This window comes from Mesorhizobium sp. WSM4810 (genome assembly GCF_055811235.1).
In genome coordinates this window covers 57,998-80,031 of sequence record NZ_JBVVQV010000019.1, presented here as the reverse complement: position 1 = coordinate 80,031, position 22,034 = coordinate 57,998, and the positions used below count along the sequence as shown (strand labels likewise).

General features: G+C 63.5%; 18 protein-coding genes and 3 pseudogenes. 11 read left to right on the top strand and 10 right to left on the bottom strand.

Annotated elements, in window-relative coordinates; all coding sequences use genetic code 11:
• Positions 1–34: 34 nt before the first annotated feature.
• Positions 35–353 (bottom strand): annotated as a pseudogene (locus AC0L3O_RS24230) (copper-transporting ATPase); the annotation flags it as partial.
• A pseudogene (locus AC0L3O_RS24225) lies at positions 347–880 on the bottom strand (YHS domain-containing protein); the annotation flags it as partial. The pseudogenes AC0L3O_RS24230 and AC0L3O_RS24225, both read right to left, overlap by 7 nt.
• A 306-nt stretch (positions 881–1,186) precedes the next feature.
• Here AC0L3O_RS24225 and AC0L3O_RS24220 point away from each other — a divergent pair.
• Both AC0L3O_RS24220 and murJ read left to right on the top strand, forming a co-directional pair.
• Positions 1,187–3,988: a [protein-PII] uridylyltransferase gene (locus AC0L3O_RS24220; RefSeq protein ID WP_473616811.1), complete on the top strand. Its 2,802-nt coding sequence runs from the start codon at positions 1,187–1,189 to the stop codon at positions 3,986–3,988.
• Between the two features lie 46 nt (positions 3,989–4,034).
• Positions 4,035–5,618, top strand: a complete 1,584-nt coding sequence (gene murJ / locus AC0L3O_RS24215; protein ID WP_473609258.1) for a murein biosynthesis integral membrane protein MurJ — start codon at positions 4,035–4,037, stop codon at positions 5,616–5,618.
• A gap of 45 nt (positions 5,619–5,663) precedes the next feature.
• Here murJ and AC0L3O_RS24210 read toward each other — a convergent pair whose 3' ends face one another.
• Positions 5,664–5,825 (bottom strand): hypothetical protein, encoded by a 162-nt coding sequence (locus tag AC0L3O_RS24210; protein ID WP_473616810.1) that lies wholly within the window; start codon positions 5,823–5,825, stop codon positions 5,664–5,666.
• Between the two features lie 238 nt (positions 5,826–6,063).
• Between AC0L3O_RS24210 and trpS the strand changes: the two genes are divergently transcribed.
• From trpS to AC0L3O_RS24195, 3 genes are all read left to right on the top strand, one after another.
• Positions 6,064–7,131 (top strand): tryptophan--tRNA ligase, encoded by a 1,068-nt coding sequence (gene trpS, locus AC0L3O_RS24205; protein ID WP_473616809.1) that lies wholly within the window; start codon positions 6,064–6,066, stop codon positions 7,129–7,131.
• Between the two features lie 88 nt (positions 7,132–7,219).
• On the top strand, positions 7,220–7,711 hold the full coding sequence (locus AC0L3O_RS24200) for a universal stress protein (protein ID WP_023796709.1): 492 nt from the start codon (positions 7,220–7,222) through the stop codon (positions 7,709–7,711).
• Positions 7,712–8,140: 429 nt separating this feature from the next.
• On the top strand, positions 8,141–8,710 hold the full coding sequence (locus tag AC0L3O_RS24195; RefSeq protein WP_023796710.1) for a NifU family protein: 570 nt from the start codon (positions 8,141–8,143) through the stop codon (positions 8,708–8,710).
• A gap of 109 nt (positions 8,711–8,819) precedes the next feature.
• On the opposite strand, the gene AC0L3O_RS24190 is transcribed toward AC0L3O_RS24195, so the two are convergent.
• Complete coding sequence (locus AC0L3O_RS24190) at positions 8,820–9,437, bottom strand: L,D-transpeptidase (protein ID WP_027151583.1); 618 nt, start codon at positions 9,435–9,437, stop codon at positions 8,820–8,822.
• Between the two features lie 226 nt (positions 9,438–9,663).
• Between AC0L3O_RS24190 and cueR the strand changes: the two genes are divergently transcribed.
• The gene (gene cueR / locus AC0L3O_RS24185; protein WP_287361657.1) at positions 9,664–10,086 is read left to right on the top strand and encodes a Cu(I)-responsive transcriptional regulator; all 423 of its coding nucleotides are present in this window, start codon (positions 9,664–9,666) and stop codon (positions 10,084–10,086) included.
• Positions 10,087–10,112: 26 nt separating this feature from the next.
• Here cueR and AC0L3O_RS24180 read toward each other — a convergent pair.
• A pseudogene (locus AC0L3O_RS24180) lies at positions 10,113–10,877 on the bottom strand (TSUP family transporter); the annotation flags it as partial.
• A 133-nt stretch (positions 10,878–11,010) separates the two neighbouring features.
• Positions 11,011–11,244: a hypothetical protein gene (locus AC0L3O_RS24175; RefSeq protein ID WP_077377488.1), complete on the bottom strand. Its 234-nt coding sequence runs from the start codon at positions 11,242–11,244 to the stop codon at positions 11,011–11,013.
• A 178-nt stretch (positions 11,245–11,422) separates the two neighbouring features.
• Here AC0L3O_RS24175 and AC0L3O_RS24170 point away from each other — a divergent pair, with 178 nt between their 5' ends.
• Positions 11,423–11,923 (top strand): MmcB family DNA repair protein, encoded by a 501-nt coding sequence (locus AC0L3O_RS24170; protein WP_287214037.1) that lies wholly within the window; start codon positions 11,423–11,425, stop codon positions 11,921–11,923.
• A gap of 225 nt (positions 11,924–12,148) precedes the next feature.
• Here the strand turns inward: AC0L3O_RS24170 and nhaA are convergent, their stop codons facing one another.
• From nhaA to hrpB, 4 genes are all read right to left on the bottom strand, one after another.
• Positions 12,149–13,345: a Na+/H+ antiporter NhaA gene (nhaA, locus tag AC0L3O_RS24165; RefSeq protein ID WP_473616807.1), complete on the bottom strand. Its 1,197-nt coding sequence runs from the start codon at positions 13,343–13,345 to the stop codon at positions 12,149–12,151.
• A gap of 130 nt (positions 13,346–13,475) precedes the next feature.
• On the bottom strand, positions 13,476–14,039 hold the full coding sequence (locus tag AC0L3O_RS24160; RefSeq protein WP_023796717.1) for an ActR/PrrA/RegA family redox response regulator transcription factor: 564 nt from the start codon (positions 14,037–14,039) through the stop codon (positions 13,476–13,478).
• 63 nt (positions 14,040–14,102) lie between these two features.
• A complete protein-coding gene (locus AC0L3O_RS24155; RefSeq protein ID WP_236392166.1) occupies positions 14,103–15,428 on the bottom strand; it encodes an ActS/PrrB/RegB family redox-sensitive histidine kinase in 1,326 nt (441 codons plus the stop codon).
• Between the two features lie 32 nt (positions 15,429–15,460).
• Positions 15,461–18,076 carry an ATP-dependent helicase HrpB gene (gene hrpB, locus AC0L3O_RS24150; protein WP_473616806.1) on the bottom strand — a complete coding sequence of 872 codons (2,616 nt, stop codon included), beginning with the start codon at positions 18,074–18,076 and terminating at the stop codon, positions 15,461–15,463.
• 402 nt (positions 18,077–18,478) lie between these two features.
• On the opposite strand from hrpB, the gene AC0L3O_RS24145 reads away from it, so the two are divergent.
• The 4 genes from AC0L3O_RS24145 (at position 18,479) to AC0L3O_RS24130 (ending at position 22,034) form a co-directional block, all read left to right on the top strand.
• Positions 18,479–19,810 carry an ABC transporter substrate-binding protein gene (locus AC0L3O_RS24145; RefSeq protein WP_473533002.1) on the top strand — a complete coding sequence of 444 codons (1,332 nt, stop codon included), beginning with the start codon at positions 18,479–18,481 and terminating at the stop codon, positions 19,808–19,810.
• A gap of 126 nt (positions 19,811–19,936) precedes the next feature.
• A complete protein-coding gene (locus AC0L3O_RS24140) occupies positions 19,937–20,884 on the top strand; it encodes a carbohydrate ABC transporter permease (protein ID WP_128244752.1) in 948 nt (315 codons plus the stop codon).
• Positions 20,881–21,831 (top strand): carbohydrate ABC transporter permease, encoded by a 951-nt coding sequence (locus AC0L3O_RS24135; protein WP_128172947.1) that lies wholly within the window; start codon positions 20,881–20,883, stop codon positions 21,829–21,831. The genes AC0L3O_RS24140 and AC0L3O_RS24135 overlap by 4 nt, the downstream gene beginning before the upstream one ends.
• The gene (locus AC0L3O_RS24130) at positions 21,828–22,034 is read left to right on the top strand and encodes a hypothetical protein (protein WP_027151572.1); all 207 of its coding nucleotides are present in this window, start codon (positions 21,828–21,830) and stop codon (positions 22,032–22,034) included. The genes AC0L3O_RS24135 and AC0L3O_RS24130 overlap by 4 nt, the downstream gene beginning before the upstream one ends.

The following is a 22,034-nucleotide window of genomic DNA, read 5'->3' as shown; positions in this document are numbered from 1 at the left end:
CCTTTTTGAACGAGTTCCTATCTGGGGACTTGGCTCAGAGTTTCAACGTCCTGAGCCGCAACGCGTTGGTGATCACCGAAACCGAGGACAGGCTCATCGCCGCTGCCGCAATCATCGGCGACAACAGCGTGCCGGTGAGCGGATAGAGCACGCCGGCGGCGACCGGCACGCCAAGCAAATTGTAGAGGAAGGCGAAGAACAGGTTCTGGCGGATGTTGCGGATCGTCGCCTGGGCGAGCGTGCGGGCCCGAACGATGCCGTTGAGATCGCCCTTGACCAGCGTGATCCCGGCGCTTCGACCGCGACATCGGCGCCGGTGCCATGGCGATGCCGACATCGGCGGCGGCCAGCGCCTGGTGAAATCGACCAGTTCCGGGTTTGGTCCCTCATCGCCGGTCGGCACGCCCATCGGTTCCAGCGCCATCCCGCAGATCGGGCAGCGCCTGACTTGTCGCGGACGATTTCTGGATGCATCGGACAGGTGTATTGCGTGCCTTTCGGCATCGCCTGCTGCTCCGGCCTGTCGCCAAGATACTTTGCCGGCTCCGCCTCGAACTTCACCTTGCAACCGGCCGAGCAGCAATAGAAGCCCTGGCCTTCATGCCGGGAAAAGTGCTTCGCGGCGGCACGCTCGACACGCATGCCGCAGACCGGGTCGGTGGCGGTAATGTAGTTTTCAGGCTCGGCCGTGAACCTCGAACGGCAGCTCGCTGCAGAAATGATAGAGGTGGCCGCCATGCTCGGCAGTCGGCTTGCCGGCGGCCGGATCGACGGTCATGCCGCAGACCGGGTCGCGAATGACTGCGTCGGCGACGGACGGAGCAGCTTTCGGCGAGCAGCAACCGCTATGGGCGTGATGGTGGTGGTCGGAGTGCGTCAATGCGGAAAGGCCTCTCTGTCTCGAACTTGCAACAGAGGTAGTGCTTCCAGTAACTGGAAGGTCAAGGCCAATTTCGACCTTTGGTGCCGTGGGTGCATGCCGGACTGCCTGACCCAAACCGCTTCCATGCTTATGGCCGCCGCCACTTCCGGGCTTGGCAACATCGTCCAGCAAGACCATCTATCAAGTGCGGCAGGAGGCGATCATCCGGTTTCGACTCATGCAGAGTCTGTCCGTCCGCCCCATACCCAGCGCCGCGAAAACGCGCTATAGACGCCGCCAAAACGGCGAGGCCGAACGGCACTTATGGCAAGAATCTCTCTAAAGCTCGACGAACTGATCGACGGCGAAGCCTTGCGCCGCGAGATGACTGCGCTGACTGAGGCCACGGCAGGCGACGGCTCCGGCAAGGCTGCGCGAACCGGTGTTCTCCAGCTTCTCAAGGGCAGGCTGGCCGCCGGCCGCAGCATCGCCGAACGCATGCTGACGGACGACGGCAGCGGCACTGCCTGCGCCGCCCGGCTGTCGCATCTCATGGACGAAATCATCCGCGCGCTCTACGAGTTCGCCGCCACTCACGTCTATCGCGTCAAAAACCCGTCATCGGCCGAACGCATGGCCGTCGTCGCGGTCGGCGGCTATGGCCGCGGCACGCTGGCGCCGGGATCCGATATCGATCTGCTCTTCCTGCTGCCCTACAAGCAGACGCCATGGGGCGAGCAGATCGTCGAATACATGCTCTACGTGCTGTGGGACCTGGGGCTGAAGGTCGGCCACGCCACCCGCAACATCGACGAATGCCTGCGGCAGTCGCGCACCGACATCACCATCCGCACCTCGATCCTGGAGGCGCGTTTCCTGTGGGGCGAGCAGAAGCTCTATGACGAGCTCTTGCAGCGCTTCGACCGCGAGGTGGTGCGCACGACCGGACCCGAATATGTGCAGGCCAAGCTTGCCGAACGCGACGAGCGTCATGCCAAGGCCGGCGAAAGCCGCTATCTGGTCGAACCCAACGTCAAGGACGGCAAGGGCGGCCTGCGCGACCTGCAGACGCTGTTCTGGATCGGCAAGTATTTCTACCGGGTCCGCACCGGCGAGGAACTGGTCGACAAGGGCGTCTTCACCGGCACCGAATACCGGGAATTCCAGAAGGCCGAGGACTTCCTGTGGGCGGTGCGCTGCCACATGCATTTCCTCACCGGCAAGGCCGAGGAACGGCTGCATTTCGACATCCAGCGCGAGATCGCCGAGCGGCTGGGCTACACCACACATCCGGGCCTGTCGGCGGTCGAGCGCTTCATGAAGCACTACTTCCTCGTCGCCAAGGACGTCGGCGATCTGACCCGCATCTTCTGCGCGGCGCTCGAGGAAGAGCAGGCCAAGCATGTGCCGGGCTTCAACCGCATCTTCCTCACCTTCTCGCGCCGCAAGCGCAAGCTTGCCGGCACGTCCGATTTCATTATCGACAACCATCGCATCAACATCGCCGACGACCTGGTGTTCGAGCGCGATCCGGTCAATCTCTTGAGGCTGTTCTGGTTCGCCGACAAGCACGGGCTGGAATTTCACCCCGATGCGCTGAAGCTGCTGACCCGTTCGCTCGGCCTCGTCGGCAAGGCGCTCAGGCGCGACGAGGAAGCCAACCGGCTGTTCCTCGACATATTGACGTCGGACCGCAACGCCGAACTCAATCTCAGGCGCATGAACGAGGCGGGACTGCTGGCAAAGCTGATCCCGGATTTCGGCAAGATCGTCGCCATGATGCAGTTCTCGCTGTACCACCACTATACGGTGGACGAGCACCTGATCCGCTGCATCGGCGTGCTGGCCGAGATCGAGCGCGGCGACGGTGAAAAGGTCCACCCGCTTGCCCACTCGCTGATGCCGGGGCTGAAGAAAAGCCGCGAGGCGCTCTATGCCGCGGTGCTGCTGCACGATATCGCCAAGGGCCGGCCGGAGGACCATTCCGAAGCTGGCGCCCGGATCGCGCGGCGGATCTGCCCGCATATGGGGCTGTCGGCGGCCGACACCGAAACGGTCGCCTGGCTGGTCGAGAACCATCTCGTCATGTCGATGACCGCGCAGACCCGCGACCTCAACGACCGCAAGACGATCGAGGACTTTTCCGCGATCGTGCAGTCGGTAGAACGGCTGAAGCTGCTGCTCGTCCTGACCGTCTGCGATATCAGAGGCGTCGGGCCTGGCGTCTGGAACGGCTGGAAGGGTCAGTTGCTGCGCACGCTCTACTACGAAACCGAACTGCTGTTGACCGGCGGGTTTTCGGAGGTGTCGCGTGCGATGCGCACCGCGGCCGCCCGCGAAAAGCTGGCCGAGGCGCTCGCCGATTGGCCGGAAAAGGCCCGCAAGCGCTATGTCGCCAAACACTATGAGAATTATCTGTTGGCGGTCGATCTCGCCGACCAGCTTCGCCACGCCGAATTCATCCGCGAGGCGGATGCGGCGGGCAAGAAGCTCGCCACGATGATCAAGACCCACCAGTTCGAGGCGGTGACCGAGATCACCGTGCTGGCGCAGGACCATCCCCGCCTGCTGTCGGTCATTGCCGGCGCCTGTGTGGCGGCCGGCGGCAACATCGTCGATGCGCAGATCTTCACCACCTCCGACGGCCGCGCGCTGGACACCATCCTGATCTCGAGGGAATTCGACCGCGACGAGGACGAACGCCGCCGTGCCGAACGCGTCGGCCGGCTGATCGAGGACGTGCTGTCGGGCAAGAGCTGGCTGCCGGAGATGATCGAGAAGCGCACCAAGCCGCGGCGCGGCGCCAAGGTCTTCCGCATCCAGCCGCGCGCCGAAATCCGCAACACGCTGTCGAACCGGTTCTCGGTGATCGAGGTCGAGGGGCTGGATCGGCCGGGCCTGCTGTCCGAGATCACCGGGGCGTTGTCCGACTTGTCGCTCGACATCGCCTCGGCACACATCACCACCTTCGGCGAAAAGGTCATCGACACCTTCTATGTCACCGATCTCACCGGCCAGAAGATCGACAGCCCGACCCGCATGGCCGCCATCAAAAACAGGCTGATCGCCGTCCTCGAAGGCACCGTGCCCGAGCGCGGCGGCAAGGCCAAGGCTGCGGCCGAGTGACCGCCACCACTCATTTGTCCCAATCCTGCAGGCAGTCTCCAGACGCATGAGCCTTGTCAAAAAGTTCGCAACGGTCGCTTCCGGCACGCTGATGAGCCGCGCCCTCGGCTTCGGCCGCGAGATGCTGATGGCGGCCGCGCTCGGCACCGGGCCGATCGCCGACGCCTTCAACGCCGCCTTCCAGTTTCCCAACACCTTCCGCCGGCTGTTTGCCGAAGGCGCCTTCAACGCCGCCTTCGTGCCGCTGTTCGCCAAGGAGATCGAAACCCACGGCACCGATGGCGCCAAGCGCTTTTCCGAAGAGGTGTTCGGTGTGCTGTTCACGGCGCTGCTGGCGCTGACCATCGCCATGGAACTGGCGATGCCGCTGATCGTGCGCTACCTGGTGGCGCCGGGCTTTGCCGACTCGCCGGGAAAGTTCGAGATGACGGTCCGGCTCGCGACCATCATGTTTCCCTATCTGATCTGCATGTCGCTCGGCGCCATGATGGCCGGCATGCTGAATTCGCTGCGCCGCTATTTCGCCGCCGCGGTGGCGCCGGTGTTCCTGAACGTCATCCTGATCGGCGTGCTCGCCTATGCCTGGCACAAGGGATCGGACGCGCGCACCGTTGGCTTCGCACTGGCCTGGGGCGTGCTGGCGGCGGGGCTGGTGCAACTGGCGATCGTCTGGGTGGCGGTGCGCCATGCCGGCATCTCGATCGGCTTTCGCCGGCCAAGGATGACGCCCAATGTCAAGCGGCTGCTGATCCTGGCGCTGCCGGCGGCGATCACCGGCGGCATCACCCAGATCAACCAGCTGGTCGGCACCGCAATCGCCTCGGCGCAGGACAGCGCGGTGTCGTCGCTCGCCTATGCCGATCGCATCTATCAGCTGCCGCTCGGCGTCGTCGGCATCGCCGTCGCCATAGTGCTTCTGCCCGAACTGTCGCGGGCGCTAAAGTCGGGCAATCTGATCGAGGCGGCCAATCTGCAAAACCGGTCGGTGGAGTTCACGCTGTTCCTGACCTTGCCGGCGGCGGCGGCACTGCTGGTCATGGCGGAGCCGATCGTCGGGCTGGTCTACGAACGCGGCGCGTTTGCCGCAAACAACTCGACGCCGATCGTGGCGGCGATCCTGGCGATCTTCGGCTTAGGGCTGCCGGCCTTCGTGCTGATCAAGGCGTTCACCCCCGGCTATTTCGCTCGCGAGGACACGCGCACGCCGATGATCTTCGCCGCGATCTCGGTGGCGGTGAACATCACCACCGCGCTGACGCTGTTTCCGCAGATGGGCGCGCCGGGCATCGCCGTCGCTTCGGCCGTCGCCGGCTGGGTCAATGCGTTGATGCTGCTCGGCGTGCTGATCCGGCGCGGCCATTGGGGCCGCGACGTGCCGCTCATGAGACGCATCCCACGGCTGATGGTGTCGGCGGCGGTGATGGCGGCGGCGCTGTATTTTGCCGAACACTGGTTTGCCGCCAGCCTCGCTTCCGGCTCGCCGCTGGTGGTCAAGACTGCAACGCTGCTTGGGCTCGTCGCCGGCGGGGCGCTGCTTTATTTCGTCACCGCCTTCGCCATCGGGGGGGCGGATTTCGGCATGATCCGGCGCAGTATCAGGCGGAAGGGCTCCCCTTCGACCAGGGAATAGTCTCCAGATCCGTAAACCTAACCGCAGCGACCCCGTCGACAAGCATCAGTCTTCGCCGGACAATTCGTCATAGACCGGGCGCGGCAGCGGCTTACGTGCCTGCTTGCTAAGTTCGATCCCGAATTCGGCCCGAAGCCGCGCCGCTGTCTCCAGCGGCGTCTCGCGGCCATGCCGGCGCTCCAAAGCTTTCTCGTTTAAGATGGTCATCCATTTCTCGTCAGATCGTTTGCAGAATATGTTCCACCTATCATACACATCGATGTCAAGCCGAGACAGGCGCTATAGGCGCAGCGCCAACAACATCGAACAAGCAATCCGACCTGAAGCAATCGCTCTGCTGCGATCGCCTACAGCCCCTTGATCCGCTCCCCGCTCTCGTCCATAAGCGCGCCGTCGCAAGACTTTCGCCGCGCGCGAAACGGCCCTCCACAAGCCATGAGGACATATGACCGCCTTCAAGCCCCTCGTTTTTTCCGGCGTCCAGCCGACCGGCAATCTGCACCTCGGCAACTATCTCGGCGCCATCAAGAAATTCGTTGCCCTGCAGGACACCTCCGATTGCATCTATTGCGTCGTCGACCTGCATTCGCTGACCGCGCAGCTTGTCCATGAGGATCTCAAGGACCAGACGCGCGCGATCACCGCGGCGTTTCTCGCCTCCGGCATCGACCCGAAAAAGCACATCGTCTTCAACCAGTCGCGGGTCATGCAGCACGCCGAGCTTGCCTGGATCTTCAACTGCGTGGCCCGCATCGGCTGGATGAACCGGATGACGCAGTTCAAGGACAAGGCCGGCAAGGATCGCGAGAACGCCTCGCTTGGGCTGCTCGCTTATCCGAGCCTGATGGCGGCCGACATCCTTGTCTACCGCGCCACCCATGTGCCGGTCGGCGATGACCAGAAGCAGCATCTGGAGCTGACACGCGACATTGCGCAAAAATTCAACAACGACTTTTCGGACCGCATCGCCGGCCTTGGCGTCGGCGTCGAGATGAAGATCGGCGAGGAGACCGTGAACGGTTATTTCCCGCTGACCGAACCGATCATCGGCGGACCGGCGGCGCGTATCATGTCGCTACGCGACGGCTCGAAGAAAATGTCGAAGTCGGATCCGTCGGACCTGTCGCGCATCAATCTGACCGACGATGCCGACAGCATCTTGAAGAAGATCCGCAAGGCCAAGACCGACCCGGAGGCGTTGCCTGGCGAATTGGACGGCCTGGCCGGCCGGCCGGAAGCCGAAAACCTGGTCGGCATCTATGCGGGTCTCGCCGAGATATCGAAGGAGGCAGTGCTGAAAGAGTTCGGCGGCCAGCAGTTTTCGGTGTTCAAGCCGGCGCTGGCCGACCTTGCCGTGGAAAAGCTGGCGCCGGTCGCCGGCGAAATGCGCCGCATTTCCGACGACCGCGCCTATGTCGACGCGGTGCTCAGGGATGGCGGCGAGCGGGCCGGCCTGCTGGCCGAGGCGACGATGAAGACCGTGCGCGACATCATCGGCCTGCTGCAGGGTTAATCTGCAGCCAATATCGCTACATCCGCCGGTCGCTTGCGGCCGGGCCGTGGCGGTGGCAGATTGCGACCGAAACCATTTGAGGTAGAATATGGTCTCCAAACGCCTCAGCCGCGAAGCCGGCCATCGCCGCAAGTTTTTGGCGATCATCGACGACACGCCCGAATGCGAACGGGCCGTCGTCTACGCCTCGAAGCGCGCGCAGAGCACCAGCGGCGTGCTGGTGCTGCTCTATGTGATCGAGCCGGACGATTTCCAGCATTGGCTGGGTGTCGAGAAGATCATGCGCGAGGAGGCCACCGCCACCGCGCGCGCCGCACTTGACAGCTATGCCAACAAGGTGCGCCAGAAGCTCGGCATCGAGCCGGAACTGGTGGTGCGCGAAGGCAAGCCGACGGAAGAGATCCACAAATTGATCGAGGAGGACCAGGATATCGCCATCCTCGTGCTGGCCGCCGGCGCCGGCAAGGAAGGGCCGGGCCCGCTGGTCGGCGCGGTCGCCGGCAAGGGCGCCGCCTTCCCGATCCCGGTGACAGTGGTGCCGCAGAACCTGTCAGACGAAGAAATCGACAGCCTGGCCTAAGGTGTGCTGATATTCAGGTGAGGCCGGCCTGCAAACGGCGGCTTCCTGTGCTTACTACAGCGCCGCGCGCCTTGTTGGGCGCGCAAAGGACGCTCTAGAACTCTGATTTTGCGCATGACCTTCCGAAATCAAATTCGATTTCGGAGTCATGCGCGTACCCAAAAGTACGCTCCGCTCCGGTTCTCGGAAACCGTCATTTTCGGCCCGGCCTGACCTGAATCTCAACACACCTTGGCGCAAAATCCCTGGCCAGCGCAAAAATCGAAGTGCTACAGCCCTTGCACGTCCAATAAGGACGCGCGGCGCTGTAGACGAAAATTCATTCTCTCGGGCGGCCGTTCCGGCGATGGCTTTCGCTTGAATGTCCTGCCGATAAGGCCTATTTAGAATTATTCCAAACTATATGCCCGAACGGGCTCGGAGACGTCCATGTTCATCCAGACCGAATCGACGCCAAATCCGGCGACATTGAAGTTCCTGCCCGGCAAGGAAGTGCTTGTCGAAGGCACCGCCGATTTCCGCGATGCCGACAGCGCTGCCGCGGCTTCGCCGCTGGCCGGCCGGCTGTTCGAGATCCCCGGCGTGACCGGCGTCTTCTTCGGCTATGATTTCGTCACCGTGACCAAGGACGGCCCCGACTGGCAGCATCTGAAGCCGGCGATCCTCGGCGCCATCATGGAGCACTTCATGTCCGGCGCGCCGGTCATGGCCAGGGCCGGCCCCGCCGCCGAGACCAGCCAGACCGGCGAATTCTACGACAAGGCCGACGAGGAACTGGTCATCACCATCAAGGAACTGCTCGACACGCGGGTGCGTCCGGCCGTCGCCCAGGACGGTGGCGACATCACCTTCCGCGGCTTCGAGAACGGCACCGTGTTCCTGCACATGAAGGGCGCCTGCGCCGGCTGCCCGTCGTCGACGGCGACGCTGAAGCACGGCATCCAGAACCTGCTCCGGCATTTTGTGCCCGAGGTGCAGCAGGTCGAACAGGTCTCTTAAGATCAAAGGACGTCAATTCGCCCTTCGCGCGACACAAAAAACCGGGCCAAATTGCCCGGTTTTTTGCTTTGGGACGTCAGTTGTTGCCTAGACGGTCCGCGTATGAGTTCTAGAGAACGATGACCTTGGCGCCGACGGAGGTGCGGTCGTAAAGGTCGATGATGTCCTGGTTCATCAGCCGGATGCAGCCCGACGACATCGCCTTGCCGATCGAGTTCCACTCCGGGCTGCCATGCAGGCGGTAGCCTGAATCGCCGCCCTTGTTGAATAGATACAGGGCGCGCGCGCCGAGCGGGTTGGTCAATCCGGGATCCATGCCGCCGGCAAATTTGGCGAGTTCCGGCTGGCGCTTGATCATCGCCGATGGCGGCGTCCAGGTCGGCCATTCGCGCTTCGCCGCGATGCGGGCGGTGCCGCGCCATTCAAAACCCTCGCGGCCGACGCCGATGCCGTAACGCATCGCCTCGCCGCCGCCCATGACATAATAGAGGAACTTGTTCTGCGTATCGACGACGATGGTGCCCGGCTTTTCACCGGTGTCGTAGCTCACGATCTGCCGGCGGTACTTGAACGGCACCTTTTCGATCGGAATGCGCGGCAGTTGATAGCCCGCATCGGTCATCGGGCCATAGTTGTTGGTGAATATCTGCGAGCCGATGGTGCTGCAACCAGCAATAGCCGTCGACAGCGCAAGTGCGGCGACGATTGCGAATGACTTCATGCGCATGAAAAGGTCCGATGCCCCGCCCGAAAGATAGCGGCACGAGACGGCCGCCTTGTCGCCATCATTCATGCTGGCATTTGCTTTGCTTGCCAAGCGGGCGATGCCTATATGCAGGTGCTTACATGCCGGTAAGTCCGCAGCTGTGGCTTTTCGGCAACGGCACTCATAAGATTATGTAGGAAATTCAATGGGGCGGTCCGCCAGGCCGCCGGAAGTTAGGGAACCAATCATGAATGTCGGAGATGCCGCCCAGCGTTCCGGCCTGCCGGCCAAGACCATTCGCTACTATGAGGAGATCGGCCTGATCCGTCCGGCGCGGGCCGGCAACGGCTACCGCGACTATTCGGGCGACGACATCCACCGGCTGACGTTTCTGCGCCGCGCGCGCAATCTCGGCTTTTCCATCGACGACTGCCGCCAGCTGATGGCGCTCTACCAGGACCGCAGCCGCGCCAGCCATGACGTGCGCGAGATCGCCGCCGCGCATGTGACGGCAATCGAGGAGAAGGTGCGCGAATTGCAGTCGATGCGCTCGACCCTGCAGAAGCTGATCCATGCCTGCCACGGCGATGACCGGCCGGACTGCCCGATCCTGGACGATATTGCGGGGGCGGTTTTGCCATCTGACAAAGTCGTTCCCGCACAGGTGTGAAGGTTGCGCGGCTAGGCTAGGTGGTGCTATTCGTGTCGCCAGATCTTGTAGGCTGAGATCACCAGAATTGCCGCCAGCAGTGGGAGCAGGATTTGCTCGGGGACCACGCCAAGCAACTGCCCGCCGATATATGTCCCGACAATCGAACCGCCAGCCATGGCCAGCAAGAACGCCTTGTTCCTGCCGATGACCGAAAAGCTCTGGTCGCGGCTGTAGCGGGTGAAGCCGACGAGCATCGTCGCCAGGCTTACTGCCAGCGATAGAGAGCCCGCCAGCTTGATGTCGGCACCGAACAGAAGCACAAGCGTCGGGACGAGCAGTTCACCGCCTGCCACGCCGAGCAGGGATGCCACGACGCCGACGGCAAACCCAGCAATGATCCCGGCAACGATCAATGCGGCTCCGGTGACAAATTGCAATCCTGCAGCATCTGGATCATGGCCGAAAACCAGGACAATCGCGATTAGGATCAGCAGTGCGGCAATCACCTTGTAAAGCGTCGCGGACTGGAGGCGGGTTGCCCATCCTGCGCCAAACCAGGCGCCCAGAAGGCTGCCAGCCAAGAGATTGAGTATGATCGGCCATTGTGCGGCTACCGAGGCTAGCGGCACCGTGGCCGCCCGAAACGGCAGCGCTGCGGCGACGACAGCCAGGCTGGCGGCCTTGTTCAAGATCACGGCTTCAAGGGCGGCAAACCGAAACAGACCGATCAGGAACGGCAGACGAAATTCTGCACCGCCAAGCCCGATCAAGCCGCCAAGCGAACCAACGCCAGTTCCAACTGCAAAGGCACCAGGCCACGTCGCTCAATCATTGAACCGCTATGCCGTGGCGAGACCCGGAATGCCAGCCGTTTTGCAGGTTGGGTTTGGCCATGCATCGTTATCGGCGGAGGGTCGATGATTGATCCAGCTACAGTGCCGATCAAGAAGTACCATCGACACGCTCGGCTATGGCGAATGCCTGCAGGTTCCTTGCCTTGCCGTGGTCTTCTTCGGCGTTGGCGATGATCGAGAAGAAGGCCGCACGGGCGATGTCCTTCTTTGACGCGTTCGGGTGTTCCTTCCTGGCCGCTTTGATCAATTGCTTGGGTGCCATGTCAGGCGTCACGACCCGCATCAGGGTGTCGGCTACCGCCTGCATCTCGTCCGCGTTCATCATCCAAACTCCCCTAGAGCCACCCGCATTGGCACCGTATCTCATATGCTAATGTTTGGAACTTGCGGTGTCCGTTTGGGGACCAGGATTTCACGCGAAAACCACATTTCAAGCGCGCCTTTGGGTGCCTCCCAGAAAACGGGTTCAAACCGTGAACAAAGTCTGGCATGATGCCGCCATGCCAATTATCTCACCGATTCCTCTCAATCCCCTGATCGACGGTCGCCAGTCGGAACGCGCGATGCTGGTTCGGCGCGGTGTGCAGCGGCTGCTCAGGGAAATGGGCGCGCATGTGCTGCCCGAGCTGTCGCTGGCGACCGGGCGCCGCGCCGACCTCGTCGCGCTGACCCGCCAGGGCGACATCTGGATCATCGAGATCAAATCCTCGATCGAGGATTTCAGGGTCGACCGCAAATGGCCGGATTACCGGCTGCACTCCGATCGGTTCTTCTTCGCCACCCATCCCGGCGTGCCCTTGGAGATCTTTCCGCAGGAATGCGGTTTTATCCTTTCCGACGGCTACGGCGCCGAAATCCTGCGCGATGCGCCCGAGCACCGCATGGCGGCGGCAACGCGCAAGGCGCTGATGCTGAGGATCGCGCGGGCCGGAGCAGCGCGGCTGCTGGCGGCGGAACTTGCCGGCGTGGCGGTGCCGGCGCTGGAGGGCGAGAGCGAGTAGCTGGAACGTTTGTGCTCTTCCTTGACCCTTCGAGCTGCCCCACATCCGCCTGCCGGCACCTTCTCCCGGTACAGTGACGGGGAGAAGGGATCTGGCCGCGACCTTGGCGTCCTTTCTTGCAACGCTGGAAATTGGCGAAATCCTTTGCGAAGGCGTCTTTCTCCCCGTCTCTATACGGGAAGAAATGCCCGGCAGGGCAATGAGGGGCGGCGCGACGTTCGTCGGCTACTCTTCGTCCTCATCCATCCCATTCGCCGCCGGCGCCAACAGCAGCACGGCGGCGCCGAGGATGGCGGCGATGAAGGAGCCGGCGAGGATGCCGACTTTCACCGCGTCCTTGAGCTCGACATCGCTGGCGAAGGCGAGCAGGCCGATGAACAGGCTCATGGTGAAGCCGATGCCGCAGAGCAGCGAAATGCCGACCATGTGCAGCCAGCCGGCATTGACTGGCAGATCGGCGAGGCCGAGCCGGATGGCAAGCGCACAAGAACCGAACACGCCGACCAGCTTGCCGGCGACGAGGCCGGCGGCGACGCCCAGCGTCAGCGGCTCGACCAGGGCGGCTGCGCTGAGGCCAGCAAGCGAAACACCGGCATTGGCAAAGCCGAAGATCGGGATGACGACAAACGGCACTATCCTGTGCAGGCCGTGCTCGAGCCGGTGCAGCGGGGAATGGTCTGAATCCTGACTGAAGCCCGGGGTGATCTTCAAAGGTATGGTCAGGGCCAGCGCCACGCCGGCGAGCGTGGCGTGGACGCCCGATTTCAGCACCAGCACCCACAGGACGACACCAAGCAGGAGATAGGGCAGCAGTGTCAGCACCTTCATGCGGTTGAGCACGACGAGCAGAGCGATGACGGCGAAGGCGGCGCCGAGATAGGCGAGCGACAGGCCGCTCGTGTAGAACATCGCGATGATGATGACGGCGCCAAGGTCGTCGATGATGGCGAGCGCGGTGAGGAAGACCTTCAGCGACCCCGGCACGCGGCTGCCGAGCAGCGACAGCACACCAAGCGCAAAGGCGATGTCGGTGGCGGTCGGGATCGCCCAGCCGGACAGGGCGGCTGGATTGTCGCGGTTGATGGCGACATAGACAAGTGCCGGCACCAGCATGCCGCCGGCAGCGGCGATGCCGGGCAGAGCGCGGCGCGGCCATGTCGAGAGCTGGCCGTCCAGCATCTCGCGCTTGATCTCCAGGCCGACCAGCAGGAAAAACACCGCCATCAGGCCGTCATTGATCCAGTGCGATACGCTGAGCGGTCCCAGATAGGCGTGAAGGGCATCGAAATAGGTTTCGGCCAGCGGCGAATTGGCGACGACCAGCGCCAATGCCGCGGCTGCCATCAGGACGATGCCGCCTGCCGCCTCGCTGGCCAGGAATTCGCGAAAGATGGAGGTCGGCCGCGGCTTCTGGTCCTGCATGTCGTCTCCGTCGTGTCGCCTACCAGCCGGCAGGGACAACATCACCCTGTGCGATGATGCGCAACCGCCGATGGCAGGGCAGTTCTTACAGTGCCACGCGACCTTGGCGCGCGCAAAGGACGGTCAGGCGTTAGCGCGGCGCGCGTTTGGCGAGTATCCGTTGCAGCGTACGGCGATGCATGTTGAGACGCCGGGCCGTCTCGGAGACGTTGCGGTCGCACATTTCGTAGACGCGCTGGATGTGCTCCCAGCGCACGCGGTCGGCCGACATCGGGTTTTCAGGCGGTGCGGCGCGTTCGCCCGCAGTGCGGGTAAGAGCCGCGAAAACCTCGTCGGCATCTGCCGGTTTCGACAGATAGTCGATGGCCCCCAGCTTCACCGCCGTAACCGCGGTGGCGATGTTGCCGTATCCGGTGAGGATGACGGCGCGAGCGTCGTCGCGCTTCTCGCGGATGGCGGCGACGACGTCGAGGCCGTTGCCGTCGGCGAGCCGCATGTCGACCACCGCGTAGGCTGGCGGATTGGCGCGCGCCTTGGCCACGGCCTCCTCGACGCTCTCGGCCGTCTCGACCACGAAACCCCTGGTCTCCATGGCGCGGGCAAGGCGCGTGAGGAATGGCCTGTCGTCGTCGACGATCAGCAGCGAGGTGTCCTCGCCCTCAACCATTGCGCCAATCGTTTCGTCGCCATTCATCGTCTTGACATTCCTGCTGCCCGAATTTTACGCAGATATAGTTTTGGAGCGCTATTGTCCAATTCAAGCCGTGTCAAACATGGTGGCCGAAGCCGATTCAGGATTGAGGAAGACGCTGCGCGGCCACGATATCCGCACGACGGCGCCCTCGCCCGGCTCGTTTGAATTGCGGAAATCGAGCGTGGCGCCCGAGCGTTCAAGCAGGGTCTTGGCGATGAACAGCCCCAGTCCGAGGCCGCCGCCGGCCTCGGTGCCCTGGCGTGTCGACATATAGGGCTCGCCGATGCGATCGATGATTTCGGGAGGAAAGCCCGGCCCGTCGTCGGTGATCGAGAAGGTGACCGTTGCCTCGTTCCAGCTCCAGCGCACGGTGACGCTCTTGCGGGCAAAATCGACGGCGTTCTCGACCAGATTGCCGAGGCCGTAGATGACGCCGGGATTGCGCCGTCCCACCGGTTCGGGGCCGATGCGCTCGCCAGGGAGAAGCTTGATCGAGATGCCGAAATCGCGGTGCGGGGCGGTCATCTCCTCGACCAGCGAGGTCAGCGGCAGGCGGGAGAGATGCGCCTCGCCCTCAGAGGACAGGCTGGTCAGGCGTTTGAGGATCTCGCGGCAACGCTCGCTCTGCGAGCGCAGCAGCGTCACGTCCTCGCCGTATTTCGGGTCATTGCGGAGCGCCTTCTCCATCTCCTTGGCAACAAGCGTGATGGTGGCGAGCGGCGTGCCGAGCTCATGCGCGGCGGCAGCGGCAAGGCCGTCCAGCGCCGACAAATGCTGTTCGCGCTGCAGCACCAGCTCGGTGGCGGCAAGCGCGTTGGCGAGCAGCCGAGCTTCCTCGGCCACGCGGAAGGCGTAGATCGCGGTGAAGGCGATCGAGGAAAACACTGCCATCCACATGCCGGCGACGTAAATGAACGGCATCTCCAGCGGCGCGCCCTCGTACCAGGGCAGCGGCAGATGGAAGAACACCAGCAGGCTTGCCGTCACCATCACCAGCGCGCCGAGGATGGCGGTCAGGCGCAGCGGCAGCGACGTCGCCGAGATGACCACGGGCACGGTGACCAGCACTGAAAACGGGTTGGTGAGCCCACCAGTCAGGTAGAGCAGACCGGCAAGCTGCAGGCTGTCGATGGTCAGGATGGCGAAAGCCTGCAGCGGGGTCAGCCGATGCGCAGCCGGATAACGGAAGGTCAGCAGCAGGTTCATCCAGGCCGAACAGGCGATCAGCGCGAAGCAGAGACTGACCGGCAGCGGGAATTTCAGCCCATAGGCAACGACAAGGACCGCCAGGCTCTGGCCAACAATGGCAAGCCAGCGCAGCCTGATCAGCGTGTTGAGGCGCAGCCGCTGGCTTTGCTGGAAGTCGGGCGCCCGCAGGATGTTTATCATGGCCAAGGATTATAGCCGGAAAAGGAGAAAGGCTAGGTCCCCCGCGGTTTGGCGCGGCTGGTGGCGGTGGCGAGAAGCGGGTTCTCCGGCCAGACATGCCGGGGATAGCGGCCACGCATCTCGGCTCGCACATCGGCCCAGGAGCCGCGCCAGAAACCGGGCAGGTCACGCGTCGTCTGGATCGGTCGGTGCGCCGGTGACAATAGCTCGAGCGTCAGCGGCACCGCGCCGTTGGCGATCGCGGGATGCCGGTCGAGACCGAACAGCTCCTGGACGCGGATCGCCAGCACCGGCCATTCACCGTCATAGCGGATCGGCACACGGCTGCCGGATGGAGGGTCGAAATGGGTCGGCGCCAGCGCCTCGATCCGGCGCTGCAGATCGTGCGGCACCAATGCCATGAGGCCGGCCGAAAGCACGCCCGGATCGATCGCGGCAAAGGACGCCGCGCCGGAAAGGAAGGGCAGCAGCCAGTCGTCGAGGCGGTCGATGAGCGCCGCATCGGAAACATCTGGCCAGGGCGCGCCAAGACCGCGATGTAGCCAGCCGAGCCGTTGGCGCAGCGTTTCGGCCTCCTTGCCCCACGGCAAAAGCGACAGCCCGTGTTGGCGCAGGGCGTCAAGGATGGCGCGATCGGCGGCGATGCCGGCCGGCGCCGGCAGCATGCGTTCGGACAGGGTGATGGCGCCGAGGCGAACGGTTTCACGCACACGCACCGCACGCCTGTCGCGGTCGAAACTGGCTTCGCGGTTTGTCTCGATCTTATCGGCGAGCGAAGCGCGAATGTCGGCTTCGTCTATCGCCGCCGCTGCCGTAATACGGGCGTTCTGCGCCTTGCCCTGCAGATCGGCGACGACAAGCCAGGTTTCGCCCGCCAGCGGGTCGGCGGCGTCGAGCATGGCGCCTGAACCGTTGGCCAGCACGAAACGGCCGCGCTCTCCGCGCGCCCTGGCGACGCGGTCCGGCCAGGCATGAATGAGGAGAGCGCCGGCGCTGCCCTCCCCCCCGAGGGGAGGGTCGGCGAGTGAGCCTTGCCCAGCAAGGCGAGGGAGACGGGGTGGGGTCGGCGATGGCGTGCCCGACCCAATCCCACCCCGATCCGCTTCGCGGATCGACATACCGGGGCGAACCACGGGCCTCGCCCGTCCTTCGGTCCCCCTCGAGGGGGAGGGTGAAGCCTGTTTCGCCAGCCGCTCGGCGAGTTGCCGGGCGGCGGTGGCGCGCGGCGATCTTTCGGATCGGAACCGAAGCAGCCGCCGTTCGAGGTCGGCGCCGTCGCCGCCCAGGCCACGCTCGGTGAGCAGCACGGCGAGCATGGCCGCTTCGAACGCCCGGCCGGTGTTTGCCACCTCGGCGACCATGTGAGCCAGCCGCACAGGCAGTGCCAGCCTGCGCATCGCAGCACCCGATTGCGTCAGTCGCCCTGCCTCGTCAATGGCGTCGAGCGCACGAAGCAGCGCCCTTGCCTCGCTGAGCGCCGGGGCCGGCGGCGGATCGAGGAAGCAGAGGCTCGACGGGTCGGCGACACCGAAGGCGGCGCAATCGAGCAGAAGTCCGGAAAGGTCCGCCTCGAGGATTTCCGGCGGCGTGAAGGCGGGAAGTGCCGCGGTCTGCTCGGCCCGCCACAACCGGACGGCGACGCCGGGCTGCGTGCGGCCGGCGCGGCCGGTGCGCTGGTCGGCGGAGGCTTTGCTGACCCGCACCGTCTCCAGCCGCGTCAGGCCGCTGGCCGGCTCGTAGCGCGGCAGGCGCGACAAGCCGGAATCGAGGACGACGCGCACGCCGTCGATGGTAATCGAGGTCTCGGCTATCGAGGTCGCCAGCACCACCTTGCGGCGGCCGGACGGCGCCGGCTTGATCGCGGCGTCCTGCGACTTGTTGTCGAGCATGCCGTAGAGCGGCACGATGTCGGTGTCGGCACTGACGCGGCCTTGCAGCCGCTCGGCGGTGCGCTCGATCTCGCGCTGGCCGGGCAGAAAGGCGAGCACGCTGCCGCTCTCCTCGGCAAGGGCCGCGCGGATTGCCTTGGCCATCGCGTCCTCGATGGCGATGCCGGCCGGCCGCTCGTCGTAGCGGATGTCGACGGGAAAGGCGCGGCCTTCGCTCTCGATCACCGGGGCGCCGGAAAGCAGCCGAGCGACGCGCGCGCCGTCGAGCGTCGCCGACATGACCAGCAATCGCAAATCGGTCCGCAGCGCACCTTGCACATCGAGCGCCAGCGCCAGACCAAAATCGCCGTCGAGCGAGCGCTCGTGGAACTCGTCGAAGAATACCGCCGAGACACCGGGCAACTCCGGATCGTCGAGGATCATCCGCGACAGCACGCCTTCGGTGACGACAAGGATCCTGGTCCTCGCAGAAGTGCGGTTCTCCATCCGCATGGCATAGCCGACCGTTTCGCCGGGCTCCTCGCCGAGCAGTTCGGCCATGCGGCGGGCGGCAGCGCGGGCAGCGAGCCGACGCGGCTCAAGCAGAATGATCTTCCCCGTGCCGAGCCATGCTGCATCGAGCAGCGCCAGCGGTACCAGCGTCGTCTTGCCGGCGCCGGGCGGCGCCACCAGCACGGCACTGTTGCCATGGCCGAGCGCTTCACCGAGCGCCGGCAGCACGGCGGAGACCGGAAGCTCTGGCAAGGGTTTTCTGGTCATTGTTTCAGGGATGCATCCATCCAATCTCGCGGCAGGTCGGTCGCGCCCCGCATATCAGCGGTGGCCGTCGCCGCGCAACCGGGCAACGGACCAACTCAAAGCGAGTCCACCTCCTCGCCATAGTCAAAGGCGGAAGCCACCGACGATGACGCGGCCGAGGAGCGACAGGAAGTCGGATATTTCCTAATAGAACGGCGCGGCCAGGATCACCGCCCAGATACAAGCAAATTATGCTGCAGCGCAGCGACGAATTCGCTTGCGTTGTTTAGTAAAAATTGCATCACTAAACAAATTACTAAACATCCGCCGCTAAACTGCGTCGTCATGTTTAGACCCCTGAGGAGGGGGTTGAGGTTTTTTTGAAACCGTCATCCGGGCGCGTTTCGCAAATGGGAGGAAGGCATGAAATCGACCTTGAAACTGACGTTGGGACTGACATCGGCGATGTTTGCGTCGACCGCCGTTTCGAATGTCGCGCAGGCTGAAGATCTGACGCTTTGCTGGGCAGCCTGGGACCCGGCCAACGCGCTTGTCGAATTGTCCAAGGATTTCACCAAGGAAACCGGCATCGGCATGAAATTCGAATTCGTGCCGTGGACCAACTATGCCGATCGCTTCCTCAACGAACTGAATTCCAAGGGCAAGCTGTGCGACCTGATCATCGGCGACAGCCAGTGGATCGGCGGCTCGGCCGAGAACGGCCACTACGTCAAGCTGAACGACTTCTTCGACAAGGAGAAGATCAGCATGGACGACTTCGTGCCAGCGACCGTCGTCGGCTACTCCGAATGGCCGAAGAACTCGCCGAATTACTGGGCGCTGCCGGCCATGGGCGACGTCGTCGGCTGGACCTATCGCAAGGACTGGTTCTCCAAGCCGGAACTGCAGAAGGAATTCAAGGAAAAGTACGGCTGGGATCTCGCAGCGCCGACGACCTTCGACCAGCTGAAGCAGATCGCCGAGTTTTTCCAGAAGCGCGAGATCGACGGCAAGACGGTCTATGGCGCATCGATCTATACCGAGCGCGGCTCCGAAGGCATCACCATGGGTGCCATGGACGGGCTCTACAGCTTCGGTTTCAAATATGAGAATCCCGACAAGCCATATGAGATGGACGGCTTCGTCAACTCCGAGAAATCGGTGAAGGGTCTTGAGTTCTACAAGGCGCTCTATGACTGCTGCACGCCTCCTGGAGCCTCGAACAGCTACATGGGCGAAGGCGTCGACGCCTTCAAATCCGGCCAGGTGGCGATGCACATGAACTTCGCCTTTACCTGGCCAGGCCTGCAGAAGGACGAAAATGTCGGCGGCGACAAGATAGGTTATTTCGCCAATCCCAAGGGGCCCGACGGCGATCAATTCGCCCAGCTTGGCGGCCAGGGCATCTCGGTGGTCTCTTACTCCGACAAGCAGGAGGCTGCGCTCAAATACATCAGGTGGTTCGCCAACAAGGATGTTCAGGCCAAATGGTGGTCGCTCGGCGGCTTTTCCTGCCTCAACGCGGTCGTCAAGGATCCAGGCTTCCCGGCCAGCCAGCCTTATGCGCAGACCTTCCTCGACTCCATGGCCATCGTGAAGGATTTTTGGGCAGAGCCCAGCTATGCGCCGCTGCTGCAGGCGTCGCAGAAGCGCTTCCATGATTACGTCGTCGCCGGCCAGGGTTCGGCCAAGGATGCACTTGATGGCCTGGTCAAGGACTGGACCGAGGTCTTCCAGGACGACGGCAAGATGTAGTTGGGGCAGTATCCAATCGGCTCCTCCCGAGCCACGACCGCGTGTCCCGTGCCACCCTTGGCACGGGACACAGCTCAGATAAATTCCACTGTCGAGACGACCCAAGTGACCGAAGCGGGACTGACCATGCTCAATCGGACTGCGGACAGCGTCGCCCGGGCTACGCCTGAGCCGTTGGCCCGCAAGGTCCGAGGTATCAGCGACAAGGGCCTCGCCTGGCTGTTCATCTCGCCGACGATCCTGTTGCTGCTTGCCGTCAACATCTTCCCGCTGTTCTGGGCGATCTATCTGTCCTTCACCAATTACCGCGCCAACCGTCCCAACGAGGTGGTCAGGAACGTCGGCCTTGCCAACTACAAGCGCATCCTCGGCGACCAGGACATCTGGATCGCCATGCAGACGACGGCGCATTTCGTATTCTGGACCATCCTGCTGCAAACGCTGATCGGTTTTACCCTGGCCTGGCTGATCGATCGGAAGTTTCGCGGCCACGCCTTCTGGACGACCATCATTCTGGTGCCGATGATGCTGTCGCCGGCAGTGGTCGGCAATTTCTGGCGCTTCCTCTACGAGCCGCAGATCGGGCTGTTCGCCTATGCCATCTCGTTCGCCACCGGCATTCCGGCAACGCAGATCGGCATGCTCTCCAACGTGTCGCTGGCGCCGTGGTCGATCGTCATCGTCGACACCTGGATGTGGACGCCTTACGTGATGCTGATCTGTCTCGCCGGCCTGCGCTCGATCCCCGAATACATCTATGAGGCTGCCGAGGTCGACCGCGCCTCCAACTGGCGGCAGTTCTGGTCGATCACGCTGCCGATGGCGCTGCCCTTCATCATGCTGGCGGTACTGTTCCGCGGCATCGAGAACTTCAAGATGTTCGACATGGTCAACCTCCTGACCGGCGGCGGACCGGGATCGACCACCGAGGTCGCCTCGATCACGCTGAAGCGGCAGGCCTTCGAAAGCTGGCGGACCGGCTATTCCTCGGCCTTCGCCATAATCCTGTTCGTTGCGGTGTTCGGGCTAGCCAACATCTATGTCAAGGCGCTCAACAAGGTGAAGCAGAGATGAGCCTGACGTCAGCCCATTCTGTTGTCGCACCCTCCGCGATTTCGAAGCGCGTCGCCGGCACAATTATCGTGCTTTACGCGCTGATCTCGATCGTGCCGCTGTTGTGGATCTTCGCCACCAGCTTCAAGACGCCGCCGGACTCGATCGCCTATCCGCCAAAAATCCTGTTCCAGCCGAGCCTCGAGGGCTACTGCAATCTGTTCTCGACCCGCACCCGGCAGACACCGGAATACATCAACGCGCTGGGACCGGCGACGGACATCTGCGATGAGACAGTGCGCAAGCGCAACATGGTCATCGCCGGCCCGTCCAATTTCATGCCGCGCTTCGTCAATTCGCTGATCATCGCCTTCGGCTCGACCTTTTGCGCGGTGTTCCTCGGCACATTGTCGGCCTATGGCTTCTCGCGCTTCAAGGTGCCGCTGGCCGACGACCTGCTGTTCTTCATCCTGTCGACGCGCATGATGCCGCCGATCGCGGTCGCTATTCCCATCTACCTGATGTATCGCGAGATTGGCCTGTCGGACACCGCGCTCGGCATGATCCTGCTCTATACGGCGGTCAATGTGTCGCTCGCCGTGTGGCTGCTGAAGGGCTTCATCGACGAAATCCCGCGCGAGTACGAAGAAGCGGCGATGATCGACGGATATACGCGGCTGCAGGCCTTCTGGCGCACCGTGCTGCCGCAGGCGACCACCGGCATTGCCGCGACCGCCATCTTCTGCCTGATCTTCGCCTGGAACGAATATGCCTTCGCCGCACTGCTGACCTCGGGCACGGCGCAGACCGCACCGCCCTTCATCCCGACCATCATCGGCGAAGGCGGCCAGGACTGGCCGGCGGTCGCCGCGGGCACGACGATCTTCCTGGTGCCAATCCTGGTGTTCACCATCCTGCTTCGCAAGCAGTTGCTGCGCGGCATCACTTTCGGCGCGGTGCGCAAATGAGCATGACCCAACCCGCAAAACGCAAGTCGCGCTGGCCGGTCTGGGCGAGGCGCGGATTGATGGAGAATATCGCCACGGTGATCATTGCCATTGGCTTCCTGATGCTGTTCCAGCCGTTCGCGCTGTCGCTCTACACTTATTCGTTCATCACCATGCTGGCCGGCACGGCGATGTTCATCATCGTCTCGAAGTTTCCGGAGTAG